The following is a 20,997-nucleotide window of genomic DNA, read 5'->3' as shown; positions in this document are numbered from 1 at the left end:
CTATTGAACCCTTAAAACCTGCTGATATCAATATCATCTACGTAAAAAAGCCATGCTACCGTCGATAACATGGCTTTTTTTATTGTTGATACTATTGCTTACTTATCTGCCTGCTTACTCACCGCGTTCCGCCTTGACCACCTCAACCAGCTGATTGATCACTGAACTGTCGGCAAGCGTGGATAAGTCGCCCAACCCCACATACTGCCCTGCAGCCAAATTACGCAAGATACGGCGCATGATCTTGCCTGAGCGGGTTTTGGGCAGTGCATCGACGATATAAATGGCATCAAGATTGGCAATCGGGCCGATCTCTGTACGCACGTGGCGATTTAGCTCGGCTTTTAGCGACTCTGTGGCCGTCTCGCCAGATTTTAGGATAATAAAAGCACAGACCCCCATGCCGCGTATCTCATGCGGCATACCGACGATGGCCGCCTCAGCGGTCGCCGGATGCGCCACCACCGCGCTTTCGATCTCCGCTGTGCCTAAGCGATGGCCTGAGACATTGAGCACATCATCGACACGGCCGGTGATCCAGTAGTGCCCATCTTCGTCGCGCTGAGCACCGTCCCCTGTAAAGTAATAACCTGGGTACTCACTAAAATATGTCTTTAAAAAGCGCTCATGGTCGTTATAAATCGTACGCATCTGCCCCGGCCAGCTGCTTTTAATTGCCAGATTGCCTTCGGCAGCGCCTTCTAAAACCTCGCCATCACTATTGACAATCTCTGGCTTGATACCGTATAGCGGGTTCATCGCCGCCCCTGGTTTGGGCGCGACCGTACCTGGTATGGGAGCCATGAGAATACCGCCTGTTTCAGTCTGCCACCATGTATCGACGATGGGGCATTTGCCACTACCAACGATATGATAATACCAGTCCCAAGCCTCTGGGTTGATTGGCTCACCGACCGTACCCAGCAGGCGTAGGCTGGAGCGATCCGACTCACGGACAAAGGCATCGCCCTCTTTCATCATCGCTCGAATCGCTGTCGGCGCTGTGTACAAAATCGTCACGTCATGTTTATCAATAATATGACCAATGCGCGCCCACGTTGGATACTCAGGCACTCCTTCAAACATCACGGTCGTCGTACCATTGGCAAGGGGTGCATAAGTAGTATAAGTGTGCCCCGTCACCCAGCCGACATCCGCTGTACACCAATAAACGTCATTGTCTTTGATATCAAACACGTCACGGAAAGTTGAGACGGCATACGTCAGATAGCCACCCGTGGTGTGCAGCACGCCTTTGGGCTTACCCGTAGAGCCTGAGGTATATAATAAAAACAACGGGTCTTCGGCATTCATCACCTCAGGCTCGCAATGCTCAGACTCGCCATCGATTAAGGTATGGTACCAAATGTCGCGGCGGCCACTCATCGGTACTGAGTTACCAGTACGGTGCACGACGACGACGTTGGTGACCGTGTCGGTGCCATCCATGTCCAACGCCCGATCGACGTTGGCTTTTAGCGGAGTGTGTTTATTGCCGCGCACGCCTTCATCTGCGGTAATGATGACTTTGGAGCGACTATCGACCAAGCGATTGCCCAAGCTTTCAGCAGAAAAACCGCCAAATACCACAGAGTGTACTGCACCGATGCGGGTACAGGCCAGCATACCGATCATCGCCTCTGGTATCATCGGCATATATAGGGTCACTCGATCGCCTTTTTCGACACCCAGCTTGCGCAGGGCATTGCCCAGCCGGCAGACTTCCTCGTGCAGCTCTTTAAATGAGATAATTTTATGCTGCGACGGGTGATCGCCTTCCCAAATGATGGCAGGCTTGTAAGGATGGGTCTTTAGATGACGATCGAGACAGTTGACAGAGACATTGAGCTGACCGTCTTCAAACCATTTGATACGAAAATCGTCCAAATCATAGTTGACGTCGCTGATTTTGGTGGGTTTTTTTATCCAATCGACTAGCTCGGCACGCTGTGCCCAAAAGGCATCATTACTCTCAGGAGATTCGATAGATTGCTGGTAGTCTGTTTGGTATTGCTCCGCGCTGGTATTGGCGGCGGCAAGAAAATCGTCTGTAACAGGAAATGATTTTTGCGTCATAGTATTCATCCTTTTTAATTATTATGACTCGCACAAACCGCCGCGCACGGCTGCCTGTACAAGCAATAAGAGTCATCTTCCATAATGTGTGACACTCTGTGTTAGTTTGACAAATAAGCGGGACGGTTGCAAGGCATCAACGCCCATTCATAACAATTTCACTGTACAGCCGTATACTTGCTGATTGCTGGCGCGCAACTGCACCATTACATTTAATCCTTGTAACCTGATATGAAATATGGACAATAGCTACACGCCAGCGGCGATGACACGCGCCTATATTGGCTTTTTTTCGCCGATGAGGGTTTTTGGCTGTTGTTACGCACTTAACCTGTTTAGCTTCCTTTTATTTGCGTTACCCTGTATCTAGGCTTCCCTTTATATGGGCTAATTTAGACGTCACGCGCATCCTCCACCCCTTTTTATTTATGAGATCCCCATGAGTCACCATCGTCCCGCTTCCCACTCTACCCATTACGACGTCATCATCATCGGTGCGGGCGCATCCGGTCTATACTGTGCGCTTACCGCTGGTCGCCGTGGTCGCCGCGTGCTGGTGCTCGACCATGCCAATAAAGCAGGCAAGAAAATCCTCATGTCGGGGGGCGGACGCTGCAATTTTACCAACTATGTCGTCGAGCCGAGCCATTTTATCGGCGCCAATCCGCACTTTTGTAAGTCGGCTTTGAGCCGTTATTCCAATTGGGAGTTTATCGGTATGGTAGCGGCGCACCATATTCCCTATCATGAGCGCGAGCACGGTCAGCTATTTTGTGACGACTCAGCCCAAGACATCGTGACTATGCTGCTAGATGAGTGCGCGGCAGTCGGTGTGCATATCAAGCTTAGTACACAGATTGATGGCGTAAAACCGATCGATAGTGCCAACCATGCACGCTTTGAATTACGCACCAGCAGATCGCTGAGTAAAAAAGAAAAGCAAGCAAGAAAAGAGGCCACAAGCTCACCCACGTTGCCACAAACCACTTACCGCTGTGAGTCGCTGGTGGTGGCAACGGGCGGCTTGTCGATTCCGACGATGGGTGCCAGCGGTCTTGGCTATGAGCTGGCGCAGCAGTTTGGTCATACTCTGGTGGCAACCGATGCCAGCCTCGTGCCTTTTACCTTTACCGATCAGACTGGCGAGCTTATCCGCTCACTGGCAGGCATCAGCCTACCGGTAATTGCCAGCAATGAACGCATCTCCTTTAGACTGCCGCTACTATTTACCCATCGCGGGCTCTCAGGCCCTGCCATGCTTCAGCTTTCAAACTATTGGCATACTGGAGAAACCATCCGTATCAACCTGCTGCCAGATACTGATATGACTGCGCTCCTGCTTGCTCACAAAAAATCCCATCCGCGCCAGCTGGTTCGTACCGTTTTGGCTGACCATACCACCAGCCCGCTACCCAAAAAACTGCTCTCCGCCCTACAAGCGCATCTGTGGGATGATATCAAAGAAACCGAGCTTGCCAATATCAAGGACGAGCGGCTACTGGAGCTGGGCGCGGCGCTCAACAGCTGGCAGCTCAAACCCTCTGGCACCGAGGGCTACCGCACCGCCGAGGTCACACGCGGCGGGGTGACCACCGACGAGGTATCATCAAAGACCATGCAAAGCAATTTGCAAGAGGGCTTATATTTTATCGGTGAGGTTCTAGACGTCACCGGCTGGCTGGGCGGCTATAATTTTCAGTGGGCGTGGGCCAGTGGCCATGTATGCGGCGAGGTAGTATAAGTGGTATAAGCCGCATTATCATGCCTCTACTGCTCTTGCTCTGTGCAAAAAACCCAACCCAACCAAGCTTGCGTCAGTGTGATAATGATTCAAACAAGCACAATATGTGTTATTTTGAATATACAGTAAGATAATACTACATTGAGGCATCTGACGCTTGGCTCCCGTTATGCTGCATAAGCCATATACTATTTTTATGAGGTGATACATGCGTCCGATCAAACATATTCATGGTGACAAAGCGCCGCACTGGATAGGTGATGGTTTTTATGTAAAAACCTTAATCAACCATTTGGATGATGACTCCGACATTAACTATCGCCATACTGACCCGTTTTTGTTATTTGACTATGGCCAGCCGACCACCTTTGCCCCAAACCCTCATTATCAGACCAAGCCGCACGGCATCGGACAACATCCGCACAAAGGCTTTGAGGCAGTGACTGTCGCGTATGCAGGTGAGATCAGCCACGCTGACTCGACCGGCGGTCGCGGCGATATTTTGGCAGGTGATGCCCAGTGGATGACCACAGGGCGCGGAATCACGCATGAGGAGTTTCACTCTGAGGCGTTTGGTGCGCGCGGCGGGCTCTTTAGCATGGTACAGCTGTGGGTCAATCTGCCGAGCGCTCATAAACTAACAGCGCCAAGATATCAGAGCATCAAGCGCGCCGACATGCCGATGGTGACGCTGACAGCAGATAGTAATCATCAAACAGTGATTGGCACAGCGGCGATTATCGCTGGTGATTGGCAAGGTATCAAAGGGGCGGCCAGCACCTTTACGCCCATCAACCTCTGGGACATCGCGCTACATCATGCAGGCACAACGACGCTACAGCTCCCTGATACCCACAATGTGCTCCTGCTGGTACAAGAAGGCGAGGTGCTGGTGAATGGCACCGCCATCAGTGCGGGTCATTTGATTCAATTTGCCGCGCCAACCCAGCACCGTACTGAGATAGCGGCGGAGCAAGTGGCAACTCATGACCGTATTGAGCTGTACCTTCTCGCCGCTCATACTGACGAGCTGGCCGCTACTCCTGTCAAAGCGCCTGTCAAAGCGCCTGTCAAAAAAACGCCTGTCGAAACTTCTGCCAAACTGCTGTTACTTAGCGGTGAACCTATCGGCGAGCCTGTAGCAGCCCACGGGCCCTTTGTCATGAATACCAAAGAAGAGCTGCATCAAACCTTGCGTGATTATCAAGCAGGTCGTTTTGGGCAATGCCCCCTGTATCAATCGCCGTTATATTAATAACCGCTATATCGTCGATACTAATACTAAGGCGTATCTCAATTCAATCGATAGCCATCTAAATGGGACAAAAATGAGGAACCGCCCTACTAAAGGGTCTGTCAAAATTAACAAATATCGAAGCCCTAACATCGAATTTCTCATAAAAAAGCCGCTTTACAAAGATGTAAAGCGGCTTTTTAACGCTTAAAATTTAAAGTTAGTCATCGCGACATTAGGCTTGTTTTTTAGCCAAAAACGCATAGTCAGTATAGCCCTCACTGCCGCCACCATAAAAAGTCTGCGGATGCTGCTCATTGAGCGGCGCTGCTTGGCGGATACGCTCGGCCAAGTCGGGGTTGGCAATATAGTCGCGACCAAATGCCACCGCATCGATGTAGCCAGCTTGGATATTTTGCGATGCTTTTTCGGCAGTATAGCCGCCAGCTGCAATAATCATGCTGTCAAACGCTGTGCGGATACGCTGGCGGAAGCCTTCGGTATAAGGCGTGCCACCCGCCCAGTCAGGCTCTGAGATATGTAGGTACATCAGGCCGCGCGCATTGATCTGCTCGATCAGCCAAATATTATCGTCTTCATCGTAGCCAGCATCTACGCCATTAAACGAGCCTTGCGGTGACACACGAATACCGACATGATCGGCGTCCCATGCATCGATACAAGCATCGATGACATCGAGCGTCAAACGCGCGCGGTTTTCGCGACTACCACCATACGCATCTTCGCGCTTATTGGTTTGCTCAACCCAAAACTGATGCAGCAGATAACCATGAGCGCCATGAATCTCTACCCCATCAAACCCCGCTTCTTTGGCATTTTTTGTCGCTTGCGCAAAGTCTTTGATCACTTGCTGTATCTCATCTAGTGTGGCTGGACGCGGCGGCGTGGTCTCCACACGGATCGCTTGCTCGTTGCTATCACGTAGTGAGGTTCGAGCGCCGACCTTGACATCGGAGGCGGAGATCGGCGCTTGCCCATTTGGCTGCACGCTTTTGTGCGCGACCAGTCCTGTGTGCCACAGCTGCACGACGATTTTGCCGCCTTTGGCATGGACATTATCGACCACAGCTTTCCATGCGGTGACTTGATCTGGCGTATGAATACCAGGCGCGCCAGCATAGCCTTTGGCCTGAAAAGATACCTGCGTCGCTTCGGTGATGACCAGCCCTGCTCCTGCGCGCTGCGAATAATACTCGCCTGCCAATGCGGTCGGCACATCGCCTGGCTCGACTGCGCGCAGACGGGTCAGAGGTGCCATAATGATGCGGTTTTTTAGGGTTTGGGTGCCCATTTTTACGGGTTCAAATAAATTATCGTGTGCCATATTGTGCCCTATGGTGTTTGTCGTTATTGGTGAATGTTCGTTATTACGCTGCTGATTATAGTCGACGCTAAATAAATCAGATACATCGCTATCAAGTCGCGCAATGCTTTGTCATGCATACCTATTATGGTATCGGTGCGCTGCGTATCGATATGAGCTGCGACCGAATAAAGACATAAAAAGTCATATTGAACGACCGTTATCTTTATAGGGAGCGGATGGGTTTATTCAAGCAAGCGTTACAAACAAAAACACCTTTGGTCTTTATCTATCCTGCCCCTTGCCCTGTCATCCATGCAGCAAATCAACGCAGCCAATCATGCTTAATGATATGACGATAAAACCTCGGCTAAATATGTCACAATGACGTGTACCATACTGCCCTGCGACCTATATTAGCGATCAAGCAAAGGATAAAATGCCTGTCGCCAATACCAATAAAACCATGGGTGAACAAACCAGTAAATAAATAGATCAGCAAAACTGATAAGGAAACTATAGTGAGTTCAGTATAAAAACGATACAGTGGGACTGGGATGAGTTTTATGCAGCATCGAGCAGCGCAGGCACAGCACGCAAGGAAAATTTATACCAGTTTCACGTTGACATATAATGTATCTGTTTTACTTAGAATCGACTATAGATATGTCATGCGATGGAGTATAAAGGGGATGCAGTTTAGACAAAAAAGCAAATTGGCATACAGTATGGCGCTTGGACTATTGTGCGTGGGCATCAGTGCTTGTCAGCCACCGGCAGCGGATAGCACCCCATTGGAGGATACCGCTGCGGATGCGCCAACCACCGAATCACCAAACGCCCCTGTGCCGACCACTACTGACACGCCCAAGCTGACAGAAGCCAAAACGCCAAAAGCGCTGACCAAAGCACTGGTGGCGCTATCTGAAGAAACCTTAAAACAGCAGCTAATCTGTACCAAACTACACGGCACCATAAACGCCATCGATCATAAAAGTCAGGCAGAAAGCATTCACACAGTGCAGCGCCAGATACAAACGTGCTTACCAAGCGCCAATAATACCGAAGTGCTGCAACTGCTGATTGAGTATCAAGCGATGTATCAGCGTTTTTTGCAGTTTAACCCGCCGACCGACAGCGCCGCGTTTTTTACAGTGATGAATGCCGTCGAGCGCGGCGAAAAAATCACCGTGGCACAACTAAAACAAGTGCCGCCACGGGTTCGCTATCTCATTGGTCTGGTCATGGGCCGCTCTGATATCGAGGTGCGCTATATCGGCGCAGGCAACTTTGAGTTTTATCATAATCTGAACGCCATGGCAGAGATATTTACCCCTTATTTGCCAGACGATCAGCGTGATTTTATCCAGCGTATGGCGCAGGACAACCAGCATAAGCTGTGGTTTGATGCCGCGATTACCATACCCTTTGATACTGTGGCTGAGCGCGCGGTGTTTTGGGAGGATTTTATGACGCGCTATCCTGACAGCTATTTTTATGATGATGCCAAACGGTTATTTACGCTGTATCGATATCTACTGTTTTTTGGCTCAGAGCGTACGCGGTGGACAGATGATGACATACGAACCTTAACTCAGCCTACAAATGATAGGCTGCTTCAGCAGCTGGCCAGCCGTCCAAATAGTCAGCTGGCAAAAGACGCACAGACCTTTTTGGCATTTATGCAGCAGACGGCGGCCGAGCGCCAGCAACACTATCCGATACCTGCTAGCGGTGAACGTGGCGGTGATGACACCAATCAAGACAACATCGCCCGCTATCAATTAAGCCGCGCCCTAAACCTCACGCTGCCGCAGCCAGCAAATAGCAAGGACTGCTTGACAGGTATTGTGTGCATAGACGCGCAAGCCGCTGCATAAAAAGCACTAGAAGTGATAGCCAAGCTTCATGCCTAGCGCGTAGCCAGTGCCGTCGTCGATATTTGCCACACGGCCATCGATCTTGGTATCGACAGGGCCACCCTCAAACCACATGTACTGGCCACCGGCAGAGACGCTCAATTGCTCGCTAAGCTTATACTGTGCGCCCAGTCCCAAGGTGGTGATGGCGTCATAAGGCCCCAATAAGCTAAGCGGTGCGCCAGTGCCATGGTCATAACCGGCGCGAATCTCTCCTGAGAGCTGTGGGTTAAACTGCTTACCCAGCGCCACCTCGACCGCGTAGCCATCTTTTTTGTAAGCGGCGAGCGGCTCTTGTGTGGCCACGGTAGCCACCGGCGGCGTCACGCTAAAATCGCTCCAGTCCACCCAGCGCGCATTGAGCATCCCAAGTAGCTGGTATTTTTCACTCAGACCGGTTTGAAAATCAAAGTTGAGCGATTGTGGCATTTTTACCTCTGACTTACCAGATAATGGTAAGGCAACCTCATCGGTAGCAGGGCTGGGCGTGACCCCATCACCGCCAGCAGCAGGCGGCAAAATCACTTGCAAATTCTCCACCCCTGCCACCTGATACTTGGCAGGCGCGCGATAGGTCAATGCCGCTCGTAGGGCAATCTCGGGTATCTCATAAGCCATGCCCAGTACTGGTGCGAGGGTACTTTTGTCTTCAAAGTCCAGCGTATAATAGGTCGGCGCTTCTGCCACTGGCGTGGCAAGTCCATTGACCGTCTCTAACGCTGCTGCTTCCGCTGCGCTAATGGTGCCGTTGTTTTGCTTATCGACCAGATTGTTATACTCCGCCAGAGTTGGCACGCCAAACGCGGCACCGACCAGATCCAGCACTTCCGCCACTGCCGTAGTCATGCCCACAGGCTGCGCGCCTGTGACTTTACCCTTTAGTGTCTGGTGCTCAAGCCCGCCATACAGCCAGATATTGTTGGTTACCTTACCGCCGCCCAATAACGTGATACCTGTCGTCTCGATGCGCGCCTCTGTCGGCCCCATTTCATTATTAAATATATTGCCTGCTGGATATTTGGTATCGACTCCAAAAGGCTTTTCGTAAATCAGCGCCAACGCGGTGTTGGTGGTCGGTGCAATTTTTATCGCCGCTCCAGGCAAGTCAAAATCATCCATCATGTCGTCGATTTTGTTGCCGGCGATATCGGTGCCTTCGATTTTTGGATCGATATAGGCGTAGGACAGCTCAGCGTAGTTGCCCGGCTCAAAAAACGGCGCAACAGACTGCTTGCTATACTCTAGGCCAGCGGCATGCGCCGCGCTGATACTTAAACTCAGACTCAGTGCGGTGACACTACTGGCCGCCAGCAGATATCGTGAGGCTTGATTAAAATAAAAAAAACGAGAAGTCGCAACCGTGCGAGCCAACCGTACAGATGGCAGTGATGTCATGACAATATCCTTTTGTCAGTAAAAAACGCTAAGATAGGACAAAACGCGAGACCACCGTCCTATCCCTAGCTTGTGTGTCTCTCGATTAAATAGCGAAAGCTAACATTTGTCAATATAAAAGCAACGCCGTCATCCAATAGGCGGTGTTTTATTCGTATTAAATAGTGGCAATATCGCGTATTTAACGTATCAAAAACATCGATCAAACAGAGAAAAAACATGCAGACGCCAACCGCAGCGCCCCAAACAAAGTATCGAAAACACCTTGCAAAAAAACACTTGCCAGCGGCTTGCAGTGTGGGGCTTATGTTGGCCTTGAGCGGCTGTCTTGCGACAGAAAAGCTCGACTATCAGCTAATGCGACAAGAAGATGCAAAATGGGTCGCGGTCGAGCAACTGAGCGATAGACTCATCGCCGTTGGTAAGCCCAGCGCGCCTATGGAGGGCGTGGATAATACAATTGTGTTTGCAGGGGAAAAGCACAGCTATTTGGTACAGAGCGCAAACCAAGACCCTGAGCTGACAGCTATACTCAATCACGTCGATCTGGCGTATTTTTCCTTTAAACCCATGCCAACAAAAGACACGCCGCACTTTGCGATAAGAGTTGGTGAAAGCGGCTGCCCCTCAGTGCAGGGCTGTATGGCTTTGAGACTAGGGTATGAAAAATCAACGCAGCAGCTCGCCGCCGGTGAAACGGATCAGCTTGAGGACGCTGGCTTTACGTGTCACGATGGCTTTGCTGGCGGCATGACCCGCTGTACAAAAACCTTGCGGCGTCTGCCCGTCACGGTAGCACCGGCCATTAAAAATAGCGAGACGCTGCCTTACCGTTTTGCTCAGCCAATCGCCCTGACGTTTTATCATTATCAGCCAGACACCACGTTGGCAGAAGAAAAAAGGCTAAAGGCGTTGATGCCTCTTGCCAAAGCCTTTGACATCATTACCTTCCCTATTCAGCTGATCATGATCGGAGGCGCAAATTAACCACGCCGCCGCGGGCTTGACATGGTATTTGGCTGCTAGTATTTGACTGCAAATCCTTACCTTTCAGCGATGAGATGGCCTGCGCGACTTTAGGATTTCAGCAGTTTTTTAACCGACAGCTCAAGCGACAGATAGGTACCGATTAATATCACCACCGAGCCAATGATGGCGCGGGTATCTAGCGCCTCGCTCAGCAGCACATAGCCCAAGATAATGGCAAAAATCGGAATCACCAAAGTGATGCTCGTCGCCCGCGTCGGTCCGATATTTTTGATCAATTGGTTCATAAAGATGAGGGCAATCGCTGTAGAAAAGACACCTATACAAACCACCGACACCCACGCCTTGGCGCTGATGCTCTGATCATAAGGAAAAGCATAAAAGGCCACAGGCAGCATCAAAATACTGGCGATGATCAGCGAGCCTGCAGTGATGGCCACGGGTGAGACATTATATAAATAATGACGGGTGATATTGGCTCCGACTGCATAGCCGACGCAGGCAAGTAGCGCATAGCCCATCGGCAACAAACCGTTAGCCAATCCGGCCTCTGAGACACCGCCAGCAAACAAGCTTTCGCTCATCAAAATAGCGACTCCGATTACGCCGATTACTAAGCCCAGCACTTGTCTTTTGGACAGCCGGTCTTTAAAAAAAGTACTGGCGATAAAGCCGCTCATCATTGGCACAGAGGCATTGAGCACCGCCAACACTCCTGCATTGACCGACTGTGCTGAAAAAGAAAATAGCATAAAGGGCAGTGCCGCAGAAAAGATACCGACGAGTGCCAGCAGCTGCCAATGATCGCGCAGACCGTCACGGTTTTTCTTATTGACCATGACAAACACCAGCATCACCAGTCCAGCAAATATCACCCGCAGACTGGCAAACGCTAATGAGCCAAACTCAGGCACGCCAATACGATAAAACACAAACGACAGCGACCACATAAACGACAGCGTGATAAAAATAATGAGATCGCGTTTGCTCATGAGTTCGTCCTAGTTAGCGCTGAGACTGCCTTAGCAGTCATAAAAAATGCCATGTGATAAAACATGGCAATGATAACAGCTTAGGACGCATTGAACATAGCGTAAGTAGCGATTAAGTATCGACATCTGATTGCTATTTTGACAAATCCACTTTGTCTAAGACAAAATCAATATCTTTGTCACCGCGGCCTGATAAATTAACCAAAATCGTCTCATCAGGCGACATGTCTTTGGCCGCACGCATCGCATAGGCGATGGCGTGTGCAGTCTCTAGAGCAGGTATGATGCCTTCAAGCCGCGATAGCGCCATAAATGCCTCTAGGCACTCTGCATCTGTCGCCGACTCATAAGTGGCCAGATTGTTATCCTTCAAGAGTGAGTGCTGCGGGCCGACACCTGGGTAGTCCAGACCAGAGGCGATCGAATGCACAGACGCAGGCTCGCCGTCTTTATCGAGTAGCACGTAGCATTTAAACCCATGAATCTCGCCTTTGACTCCAAGTGTCATGGTGGCGGCATGATTGGCCGTCTCCAACCCCTCACCAGCAGGCTCGACCCCTATTTTTTCTACGCTGTCATCACCCAAAAACCCGCTAAAAAGACCAATGGCATTGGAGCCGCCGCCGACACAAGCGATCACTTTGTCAGGCAGTTTTCCAGTAGCGTCCAAAAACTGTACGCGTGCCTCACGGCCAATCACTGACTGAAAGTAGCTGACGATCTCTGGATATGGCGCAGGCCCGAGCGCCGAACCAATGGCAAACATACTGGTGTCCAGCTCATTGAGATACGTCTCAAAAGCACTGTCGACCGCTTCTTTTAGCGTCCCCGCCCCATGCGAGACAGGCACGATATTGGCACCCAAGATTCGCATACGGCTGACGTTTGGATGTTCCTTTTTGATATCGACCACACCCATGTGTATCTCGCACTCCACGCCCATCAGCGCTGCGGCCGTGGCAAGTGCTACCCCATGCTGGCCTGCGCCCGTCTCGGCGATGACTTTGGTTTTGCCCAGTTTTTTGGCGAGTAAGACTTCACCTAGGCAGTGGTTGATCTTGTGCGCGCCCGTATGATTAAGGTCTTCACGCTTAAAATAAATCTGCGCGCCGCCGCAGTGTGCGCTTAGTCGCCTAGCATGAAATATCGGACTTGGTCTGCCCACATACGTCTCACGCAAGCGCTGCATCTCAGTGATAAAGTCATCGTCTTTGATGATGTTGCGAAACCCCGCTTCGATCTCACTCATGGCTTGAGCCAGCTGAGGATGAGCGATTTTGCCGCCGAACTCGCCATACAGCCCGTCATTACTCGGCAAGATTGATTGGTGCAGACCGTAGCTGTCTGTTACGTTTTTTGTATTATGGTTTTGTGTGGTATGGCTGCTGGCGGTGTTTTCTGTTGTCATCGTAAACCCTTATATCTATTAAATATGACGCCGTGATTTTGCTCATTAAAAACAGATTTGACTGTAACAAACTTGGTTAACAAATTTAGTTGTATCTTTGTTCTAGTACATTGAAACAAATTTTAAGCCAACTTTTCATCTAGGTCAAGTCGCATCGTATATTTGACTGCCCCTTCCTCGCGTCATGCACCGTTTTTTATGCACGATACGTCACTGAGACGGCAGACATCGCACAAACTGTCGCCAAGAAATAATAAAGTAAGATAATATTGCTAGACTCTCGTTCATTAGATAAATCAGACCATCAGGAAGCTTATGCAGCGTCGTCAACTTATCAAAGCCATGGGCTTAGGGCTGGGAGCCGTCAGCACCTCTGCAGCCATCAGCGGTTGCCAAACTCTCGCCAAGCAGCCAAAACTGCCTACGACTGTCACCCAAGCGGGTCACTTTCCTAACATCATCGTCGGTAGTGGCTACGGCGGCGCGGTATCGGCACTGCGCTTGAGCGAGCAAGGGCATAAAGTACTGATACTTGAGATGGGCATGCGCTGGGACAGAACGCCTGAGCACGATACCTTTTGCAAAATGATCAGCGCCGATAAACGCTCAAGCTGGTTTAGCAATATGCCAAACGCTCCTATTCCGATTCCCATTCCTATTAAGAAATATCCAGGTGTGCTCGATCTCATCGAATATGATGAGATGAAAGTATTCGCCGGACGCGCTTATGGCGGCGGCTCTATCGTCAATGGCGCGATTGCTATCCAGCCCAGACGCACGCATTTTGAAACCGTCTTTCCGTGGATAGATAGTGACGAGATGTACGATACTTATTTTCCCCGTGCTATGAAAAACCTGAAAGTCAGCAACATCCCCGAATCGTTTTTTAATGAGTCCAAGCATTACGAATTCACCCGCGCCGCGGAACGCCAAGCGTCGAGGGCAGGACTGAAAACCGAGTTTTTTGGCAACAGCTATGACTTTGATTACATGCAAAAGGAAGCGCGTGGCGAAGTCTATGCCTCAGCACTCGGCGGTGAAGTCATTTATGGCAATAACGCTGGCAAGTTTTCACTTGACTTAACCTACCTAAAAGACGCCGAAGCCACGGGCAATGTCACGGTAAAAACCCTACGCAAAGTCAATAGCATCCAAGCGCTCGATAATGAGCAACTCAGATTAGAAGTTCACGTCCTTAATACCACAGGCGGCATCGATAACATCGCTAGTATCGAGCATTACACTTGCGACAAACTATTCCTCAACGCTGGTAGTACCGGCACCTCAGAGCTACTGCTCAAAAGCCAAGCCGAAGGCAAGCTGAATAACCTAAACAAATACATTGGCCAGCATTGGGGCCCTAATGGCAACATCATGACGGGGCGCAATTTCGTCCATGCCGCGGGCACTACCCAATCGACCATTCCGGTCAAGGGCATCAATATGTGGGACGGCGACAGAGACGGCTCTAAGTATAAAATCTTTGCTGAGCTTGCGCCCCTACCACTCGGACTTGAGACGTGGACGACGCTGTATCTTGCCATTACGGACAATCCAGAGCGCGGCAATTACTACTATGACAAAGCCAGCAGAACCGTGAAACTCAACTGGAAACGCGAGCAAAACGAGTATTCGGTGAACGCTGCTAAAGAGCTGATCGACAAACTCGCCAAAGTAAATGGCGGCTCGACTTCAAGCTTACTGTTTACCAAAGGCTTCGGTGATGACTTTTGCTATCACCCGCTAGGCGGCTGTGTGCTCGGCTTGGCGACTGATGACGTAGGCCGCGTCAAAGGGCATAAGAATATCTACGTGCAAGACGGCGCGCTCATCCCCGGTAGCGCGGGGGTCAATCCGTATGTATTTATCACTGGGCTTGCTGAGCGGAATATGGCGAGGGTTTTAAAAGAAGATTTTGGGTAGGGTGTTAGAGTTTTAGAATTTTCTTAGGTGGAAAAACCTCTTGGTAGCATTTCTTTATAAATATATTTATGCCTATTATGAATTAAGATAAAACTGCTATGACTATATCAAAAATCATGTTTGGTCTTAAACGGTGGGCTACATATGCGCTAACCTACTTAGGCACAGCTTGTTAAGACCGAACACTTTTTTTCAAGCGCTTACTTACAGTTGACTTTTCTCACTGATTGTCTTTAAGTATTTATTATTGCGGAATATAACCATAATAAGCTCGCAATACACTCTGACAGAGATTGCACCAAACACCATAACCATTAACCCTGCAAAAAATCCTGCCGCACCCATACCTGAGAACATCACACTAATTCCGCCAACAAAAACGGCAAATAGCGATAGCCAATATATAATAGTGATAACTCTGGGTGTAATGAAAGAATCAAATGATAATAACGAATTCATGGTCTAATGTCCTAAATGGAATGCGGATTGTTAAAGCTAATGACAAAATAAAGCTTAATATTAAGTGTAATATTGTAGCAACATTATACCTATGTAGATTAACAAAACAATCTAATTATAGACATAAGTTCACTTTAATCGTGATTAATTTTCATACTGCTTTTAAATAATTGAAAAAGGACAAAAAATGAAACTACGCATCCTAAAATCCGCCGTGACCAACCCGTGGTTTAACCTCGCCACCGAAGATTGGATATTTAATACCCTCGACGCAGACTCGCACACATTATTCCTATGGCGCAATAGCGAGACCGTGGTCATTGGCCGCTCGCAAAATCCGTGGGTGGAATGCAAAATCGATAAGATGGAAGCCGACGAGGTGTTTTTGGCGCGGCGACAGAGTGGCGGCGGCGCGGTGTTTCATGATTTGGGCAATACCAACTTTACCTTTTTATCGCCCAAAGATGACTACGATCAAGAAGCGAACTTTACCATTATCATCAATGCGCTAAAAAAGTTGGGTATAGAGGCAGATTTATCTGGGCGCAACGACATGCAAGTTGGTGATAAGAAAATATCCGGCAGCGCCTTTAAACATGCCGCCGATCGCAGCTTTCATCATGGTACGTTACTCGTCAATGCCAACATGCAAAAGCTCGGCGACTACCTCAACCCCCATCCGCTTAAACTCAAAGCTAAAGGCATTAAATCGGTTCGTGCGCGCGTGGCAAACTTGGTTGAGTTTAATGAGAATATCAATCATGAGATTTTATCTGATGCGATTATCGAAGCGTTTTATGAATATTATAATGATACCGCGCCAGTAGAAGAATTGGATGAAGCCAGTCTCGCTAAGCAGCCGACATTAAACAAATATTATCAGCAAATGGCGGATTGGGATTGGCGCTTTGGCAAGACGCCTGAATTTACTCATCACATAGAGACGCGATTTGATTGGGGCATTATTGATTTGCACCTTGATGTGAAGCAAGCAGTGATACGCGATGTGGTTATCTTCTCTGATGCGCTAAACGTTGAATTAATTGATCTATTAAAAGAGACATTGACTGATATCAAATATGACAAACATGAGATTAATGCCAAGCTTGCTGAATTAGGTAAGGCTCATGCTGATTTGGCAGCGCAAATTGATGACGTGTCTAAGTGGCTGACTAGTGAGATGGAAGGTTAGGTTTTTGCTTGATATCTGTAATGAATGCATAGACTCAACTTCCTTTTGCAGCCAATTACTCAAAAGCATCTATACTTTACGCCGACTGAGATTGATATATAGCCTACACCTTTAAATAAACTTAAGTTTGATATTTAGCGTCATAGCCCTCTATAATGTGATGCACATAATAGATCCGCTATAAAAGTCCAAACTTTAAACGTTTAAGCAAGGTAGCACTATGGCAGCCTATATCACCGTCGGCGCAAAGACCTCTCACGGTGGGATGGTCATCTCCGGCTCACCGCACACCACTCACAACGGTATCTCTGTCGCGCGTAAAGGCGATAAAGTCATCTGTAAAAAATGTAAAAAGGTCACTACTATTGTTAGTGGTGACCCGTCGTTTATTGTCGATGGCGCACCTATTGCTCGCGGCGGCGATGTGACAAGCTGCGGCGCTAAGCTGATTGCGATTCAGCAGTCATTTGCGGAGTCGGATTTTGATGTGATGGGAGTTGAGCAGGCAGAGCCTTTGGTGTTTGCAAATTCGGAGCCTGATAGTGAGTTAAGCAATAACTTTGTACAAGACAATGGTGCATTTGGTATAGGAGGTAAAAAAGATTGGATTAAAGGTGCCTTTTCTCTCGGACTATGGAGCCAAGAGCAAGGAAAATCACCTTTAGAAACTCGTAGATTGTTAGATGAGTACAACACTGGCAAACACTATACCAACAAAGCACACCCCTTATTATCAACCGATAAGCCTAAAAACTATGTTGGTAATGAAGAGATGTTTAACCACTATCTACATGGTCAAGGTCAACCCTTAACACTAGAAAATCTAGGTTCCCTAGAGTTATTGAAAAAAGCAGTTGTTAGAAAAGGAGCATTCAAACAAGATGGATCAATACAAAGTCGATTTATTCATCAATTAGTTAGAAAATTCAAAATAAATGATAAAGACTACACTTTTGAAAACTCTTACAATGTTGGTAAAGAAATTGGGATATGGGCTTATGGTAGTGGCGTAATAGCTGGTAAATTCGAAGGTATAATAAATAAAAACTCTGTAAGTGATATTAGAATCTCTGGAAAAATCAACTACTTCTTCAAAGATAAATTTAAAGATCCTTACGATACATTTGACTGGATACCAGGAAGCTGGGATCCGAACGGTACGCCCTATAAAATCACAGGGAGTTGGTCGAACTATATAAACATAACTATTAAAAAATAGGTAAGGATAAAAGTTGTTTAAAAAACATAAAAACCTCTTAGTTTTATTATTCATTACTCTGTTAACTATAACAGTATTATCACTTCTTAATCATAAGATATATCAACCGCCAATCCTAGGTAAGTTAAAACTGAAATATATCTCTAGCGAAAATTACCAATTGACTTACAAGGGTGAAAAAATAGCAGGCAAAGTAACAGCTGTTGATAGCTGGTATGTACAAAACCCTTATGTTTATGGCTCAACCACGAATTTTAAAACGTCGATAGGCGATGGAATAATTTATTTCTTTATCAATGTGTGTGACGGAAATATTTTCGAAACAGAGAGTTCTATAGAATTTGAAAATTATTTGAATGGTAAGAAAATACTGAAAAATAAAAGAAACTGGATGAGTGGCGATAATGCTATAGATATCAAAAGAGCTGAATACTCCTCAAATATCGACTGTAATAACTATCAATAATTTAACAAAACACCTATCACGAAATTTTATAACCCCATCCATGTTAATATCTTAACAAAAAAAATCAGTATATATTGCGTTAAAAATCACTGATAAAAAATCAATAAGTAATCGAACATAATAGACACCACCCCTGTTAAAATATTTTCTGAATCCGAGTATAATTATCAAAACTATAAATCACGCAACCTAAAAAATCTGGAAATAAGTGATCGCACTAAAAAAGAGTATTATAGTCATTTTTTCTAATTTATATTTTTTTAATAGTCTTTAGTTTTTAAACAAGTCCACATATCAAAACTATCAATCATACAGATATGTCAACTAGATTCAACCCCTTACAGTACGTTGACACAGGTAGAGAACTAACAGATGAAGCAGTGGATGACTGGAGATTAACTTATCATATTAAAAATATCTAACTCTAAGACAATCGATATATAGTCAGTTCGAAATAAAATCGATGCGCTCATATGAACGGGCAACTGGTATAAATTTTCCTTGCTTGCTGTGTCTACGCTGACAGATGCTGCGCAAAATTCATACCAGCTGTACTGTATCGGTCTTAAAGTGAGTTAACTATATAGTCAATCCAACTTAAAGTTGTAACAGCAGACATTGCTGAATAAATGATTTAGATTATTCTTACCCCAGCCTTGCCTGAGCGTTTTTACTTCAGCCCACTTCTTCTCAATAGGGTTTAGATCAGGGCTGTAAGGCGGTAGCCAAAGAATACGATGACCATGTCGGTTTAATAGCTTTTTGATACGTTTGTTCTTATGAAGTCTGGTACTCGAGCATAGCTCTCCCCTTGCACTCGGGCAAAGCAGTGCTTTGCTTTATCCTCGCTCATGTCCATGATGATGACACATTTGTGACCAAGCTTTGGAATATGTCCTTGTTGTGAAGCGGAGTCTGGTTATCAGGACTTTACCTTAGAATCCATTATTCATAATCGTAACAAGTGGGTTGAATCTCCAAAATTTAAATCGAATGAGAAATATAGAGAGCAATTAGTGAACTACTTGAAATATTTAGAACAGATTAAACAACCTAGTTTTGAAAAATATTATTGAGTATGTAGGAAAATAATCAGTGAAAATAAGAGGCAAACAATATAAATTATCCGACATTTTACTTATTGCTTTCGTTATTATTTTATTTATATGGACTGTAGACTTAGAACCAAATAAAGAGCTTGAAATATACCAACAAGAATTGGTTGAGAAAGAAAGCTGGCTCATATCCGAACTTAATAAAATTGCTAATTTTATGAGCTTCAAAGTAAGCGATAATAGTCATTCTAATAGGGATGTATGGTACACATCCAGATATGCAAGCCCCGAGTTTGACAAGAATAGACTGTTACATTTACATGGCTTTCTTCTCAAAGAAGGCTGGGTAGATATGACTGATAAAATTGACAAAAACGATTATATAGCTAATACCTCAAGTAGATCTGATCAAACAGCCAAACGTGTCCATATTCTATGTAAGGATAAAGCTACCATTTTTATGTATATGACCGACATGCAAAATGATTATCTTATTGATTTATTTAAAGCACGTACTTTGGTGGAGCTTAAGTACGATTACAGCTTACCTTGTTATGACTTAAATGAGCCACAGTATAGTCATACTAATGCCAGATAATAAATAATAGATAAAAAAATTTCTCCGAAGGAATTATAATGTATCAACAGAAAATTTATAACTTAGCCCAATCTATATTGCTAGCGACAGTGCTATCCAGTAGCTTAATAACTTCTGCTTGTTTAGCAGAGTCTTCAAACACACCTATATTATCTAATCAAAGCACCCCTGCTGAAATATACGAGCTTGGCCTTGCCTATTTTGAGGGTGACTCAGTCCCTCAGAGCTATGACAAAGCTTTTGAACTGTTTCAAGAAGCGGCTAACCAAAAGTACTCTGATGCTCAATTTAATCTTGGTGTTATGTACGAAAATGGAGTAGGCGTTGCTCAAAACTATGAAAAAGCAATGCAACGGTATTTGTTAGCAGCTGATAATGGAGACTTTAAGGCTCAAAATAATATAGGCTCACTGTACTATTTTGGCAAGGGCGTAGATCAGAACTATGATAAAGCCCTTGAATGGTACAAAAAAGCTGCTGATCAAGGGGTAGGTGTAGCACAACTTAATATGGGTGGTCTCTATGAGAACGGTTATAGTGTACCGCAAGATTATGATAAAGCTTTTGAATGGTATGCATTGGCAGCTGACAATGGAGACTTTGATGCCCAAAATAATCTTGGCACTCTTTATGAAAACGGCTACGGCGTACCGCAAGACTATGACAAGGCTTTAGAGTGCTATACCAAAGCCGCTGATCAAGGGTTAGATTTAGCACAACTTAACATCGGTGGTCTTTATGAGAACGGTTATGGTGTGCCGCAAGATTATGATAAAGCTTTTGAGTGGTATCAAAAGGCCGCCGATCAAGGCAATCAACAAGCCAGTAATCGAATCGGTAGATTGGTTATGAATGGTAAAATCGACGATGAAGGTATCGTTATTTATAGCACACAAGAAACGGGACTCACATTAGGTGATATCGAAGAACCCCTATAGAATTAAAAAGGGTCACAGTTTACGAAGTAAAAAACGGCAGGAGATCCCTCCCCTACCGTCCTTTCAATTTA

General features: G+C 46.7%; 17 protein-coding genes. 10 read left to right on the top strand and 7 right to left on the bottom strand.

Features of this window, described 5'->3' with window-relative positions; all coding sequences use genetic code 11:
• Positions 1-114 precede the first annotated feature (114 nt).
• Positions 115-2,076: an acetate--CoA ligase gene (gene acs / locus CAP50_RS01440; protein WP_100748776.1), complete on the bottom strand. Its 1,962-nt coding sequence runs from the start codon at positions 2,074-2,076 to the stop codon at positions 115-117.
• Between the two features lie 439 nt (positions 2,077-2,515).
• Between acs and CAP50_RS01435 the strand changes: the two genes are divergently transcribed.
• Both CAP50_RS01435 and CAP50_RS01430 read left to right on the top strand, forming a co-directional pair.
• A complete protein-coding gene (locus CAP50_RS01435) occupies positions 2,516-3,817 on the top strand; it encodes an NAD(P)/FAD-dependent oxidoreductase (protein ID WP_100748775.1) in 1,302 nt (433 codons plus the stop codon).
• Positions 3,818-4,025: 208 nt separating this feature from the next.
• Complete coding sequence (locus tag CAP50_RS01430; protein ID WP_100748774.1) at positions 4,026-5,072, top strand: pirin family protein; 1,047 nt, start codon at positions 4,026-4,028, stop codon at positions 5,070-5,072.
• 214 nt (positions 5,073-5,286) lie between these two features.
• On the opposite strand, the gene nemA is transcribed toward CAP50_RS01430, so the two are convergent.
• A complete protein-coding gene (gene nemA / locus CAP50_RS01425) occupies positions 5,287-6,396 on the bottom strand; it encodes an alkene reductase (RefSeq protein WP_100748773.1) in 1,110 nt (369 codons plus the stop codon).
• Between the two features lie 671 nt (positions 6,397-7,067).
• On the opposite strand from nemA, the gene CAP50_RS01420 reads away from it, so the two are divergent.
• Positions 7,068-8,255 (top strand): hypothetical protein, encoded by a 1,188-nt coding sequence (locus CAP50_RS01420; protein WP_100748772.1) that lies wholly within the window; start codon positions 7,068-7,070, stop codon positions 8,253-8,255.
• 6 nt (positions 8,256-8,261) lie between these two features.
• Here the strand turns inward: CAP50_RS01420 and CAP50_RS01415 are convergent, their stop codons facing one another.
• Positions 8,262-9,689, bottom strand: coding sequence for an outer membrane protein transport protein (locus tag CAP50_RS01415; RefSeq protein WP_100748771.1), 1,428 nt, complete (start codon positions 9,687-9,689; stop codon positions 8,262-8,264).
• Between the two features lie 219 nt (positions 9,690-9,908).
• Here CAP50_RS01415 and CAP50_RS01410 point away from each other — a divergent pair, with 219 nt between their 5' ends.
• Positions 9,909-10,676, top strand: a complete 768-nt coding sequence (locus CAP50_RS01410) for a hypothetical protein (RefSeq protein ID WP_100748770.1) — start codon at positions 9,909-9,911, stop codon at positions 10,674-10,676.
• An 89-nt stretch (positions 10,677-10,765) separates the two neighbouring features.
• Here CAP50_RS01410 and CAP50_RS01405 read toward each other — a convergent pair whose 3' ends face one another.
• Positions 10,766-11,668, bottom strand: a complete 903-nt coding sequence (locus CAP50_RS01405) for a DMT family transporter (RefSeq protein ID WP_100748769.1) — start codon at positions 11,666-11,668, stop codon at positions 10,766-10,768.
• Between the two features lie 133 nt (positions 11,669-11,801).
• Positions 11,802-13,076: a tryptophan synthase subunit beta gene (trpB, locus tag CAP50_RS01400; RefSeq protein WP_100748768.1), complete on the bottom strand. Its 1,275-nt coding sequence runs from the start codon at positions 13,074-13,076 to the stop codon at positions 11,802-11,804.
• 315 nt (positions 13,077-13,391) lie between these two features.
• Between trpB and CAP50_RS01395 the strand changes: the two genes are divergently transcribed.
• Complete coding sequence (locus CAP50_RS01395) at positions 13,392-14,999, top strand: GMC oxidoreductase (protein ID WP_100748767.1); 1,608 nt, start codon at positions 13,392-13,394, stop codon at positions 14,997-14,999.
• A 204-nt stretch (positions 15,000-15,203) separates the two neighbouring features.
• Here CAP50_RS01395 and CAP50_RS01390 read toward each other — a convergent pair whose 3' ends face one another.
• Entirely contained in the window at positions 15,204-15,458 is a 255-nt protein-coding gene (locus CAP50_RS01390) for a DUF4282 domain-containing protein (protein WP_100748766.1), read from the bottom strand.
• A 187-nt stretch (positions 15,459-15,645) separates the two neighbouring features.
• Here CAP50_RS01390 and CAP50_RS01385 point away from each other — a divergent pair, with 187 nt between their 5' ends.
• The 3 genes from CAP50_RS01385 to CAP50_RS01375 all read left to right on the top strand — a co-directional run bounded on the left by CAP50_RS01385 (position 15,646) and on the right by CAP50_RS01375 (position 18,335).
• Positions 15,646-16,650, top strand: a complete 1,005-nt coding sequence (locus CAP50_RS01385) for a lipoate--protein ligase (protein WP_100748765.1) — start codon at positions 15,646-15,648, stop codon at positions 16,648-16,650.
• 220 nt (positions 16,651-16,870) lie between these two features.
• Positions 16,871-17,869 (top strand): PAAR domain-containing protein, encoded by a 999-nt coding sequence (locus tag CAP50_RS01380; RefSeq protein ID WP_100748764.1) that lies wholly within the window; start codon positions 16,871-16,873, stop codon positions 17,867-17,869.
• A gap of 13 nt (positions 17,870-17,882) precedes the next feature.
• Complete coding sequence (locus CAP50_RS01375; RefSeq protein WP_075102234.1) at positions 17,883-18,335, top strand: hypothetical protein; 453 nt, start codon at positions 17,883-17,885, stop codon at positions 18,333-18,335.
• A 587-nt stretch (positions 18,336-18,922) separates the two neighbouring features.
• Here CAP50_RS01375 and CAP50_RS12855 read toward each other — a convergent pair.
• A complete protein-coding gene (locus CAP50_RS12855) occupies positions 18,923-19,165 on the bottom strand; it encodes a transposase (RefSeq protein WP_274539904.1) in 243 nt (80 codons plus the stop codon).
• Positions 19,166-19,430: 265 nt separating this feature from the next.
• Here CAP50_RS12855 and CAP50_RS01365 point away from each other — a divergent pair, with 265 nt between their 5' ends.
• Both CAP50_RS01365 and CAP50_RS01360 read left to right on the top strand, forming a co-directional pair.
• Positions 19,431-19,988, top strand: coding sequence for a hypothetical protein (locus CAP50_RS01365; protein ID WP_075102233.1), 558 nt, complete (start codon positions 19,431-19,433; stop codon positions 19,986-19,988).
• Positions 19,989-20,026: 38 nt separating this feature from the next.
• Positions 20,027-20,926 (top strand): tetratricopeptide repeat protein, encoded by a 900-nt coding sequence (locus tag CAP50_RS01360; RefSeq protein WP_100748763.1) that lies wholly within the window; start codon positions 20,027-20,029, stop codon positions 20,924-20,926.
• Positions 20,927-20,997 lie beyond the last annotated feature (71 nt).

The organism is Psychrobacter sp. L7 (assembly GCF_002810365.1).
GTDB lineage: Bacteria > Pseudomonadota > Gammaproteobacteria > Pseudomonadales > Moraxellaceae > Psychrobacter > Psychrobacter celer.
The sequence above is the reverse complement of the archived record's forward strand: the minus strand, read 5'-3'. Positions and strand labels throughout refer to the sequence as shown.

Excerpts from the sequence above, each read along its gene's own strand:
- CAP50_RS01395 (WP_100748767.1), top strand. The coding sequence starts at position 13,392 with ATGCAGCGTCGTCAACTTATCAAAGCCATGGGCTTAGGGCTGGGAGCC.
- nemA (WP_100748773.1), bottom strand. The coding sequence starts at position 6,396 with ATGGCACACGATAATTTATTTGAACCCGTAAAAATGGGCACCCAAACC.
- CAP50_RS01435 (WP_100748775.1), top strand. The coding sequence starts at position 2,516 with ATGAGTCACCATCGTCCCGCTTCCCACTCTACCCATTACGACGTCATC.
- CAP50_RS01415 (WP_100748771.1), bottom strand. The coding sequence starts at position 9,689 with ATGACATCACTGCCATCTGTACGGTTGGCTCGCACGGTTGCGACTTCT.
- CAP50_RS01420 (WP_100748772.1), top strand. The coding sequence starts at position 7,068 with ATGCAGTTTAGACAAAAAAGCAAATTGGCATACAGTATGGCGCTTGGA.
- CAP50_RS01430 (WP_100748774.1), top strand. The coding sequence starts at position 4,026 with ATGCGTCCGATCAAACATATTCATGGTGACAAAGCGCCGCACTGGATA.
- trpB (WP_100748768.1), bottom strand. The coding sequence starts at position 13,076 with ATGACAACAGAAAACACCGCCAGCAGCCATACCACACAAAACCATAAT.
- CAP50_RS01410 (WP_100748770.1), top strand. The coding sequence starts at position 9,909 with ATGCAGACGCCAACCGCAGCGCCCCAAACAAAGTATCGAAAACACCTT.
- CAP50_RS01385 (WP_100748765.1), top strand. The coding sequence starts at position 15,646 with ATGAAACTACGCATCCTAAAATCCGCCGTGACCAACCCGTGGTTTAAC.
- CAP50_RS01390 (WP_100748766.1), bottom strand. The coding sequence starts at position 15,458 with ATGAATTCGTTATTATCATTTGATTCTTTCATTACACCCAGAGTTATC.
- CAP50_RS01405 (WP_100748769.1), bottom strand. The coding sequence starts at position 11,668 with ATGAGCAAACGCGATCTCATTATTTTTATCACGCTGTCGTTTATGTGG.
- CAP50_RS01380 (WP_100748764.1), top strand. The coding sequence starts at position 16,871 with ATGGCAGCCTATATCACCGTCGGCGCAAAGACCTCTCACGGTGGGATG.
- CAP50_RS01360 (WP_100748763.1), top strand. The coding sequence starts at position 20,027 with ATGTATCAACAGAAAATTTATAACTTAGCCCAATCTATATTGCTAGCG.
- acs (WP_100748776.1), bottom strand. The coding sequence starts at position 2,076 with ATGACGCAAAAATCATTTCCTGTTACAGACGATTTTCTTGCCGCCGCC.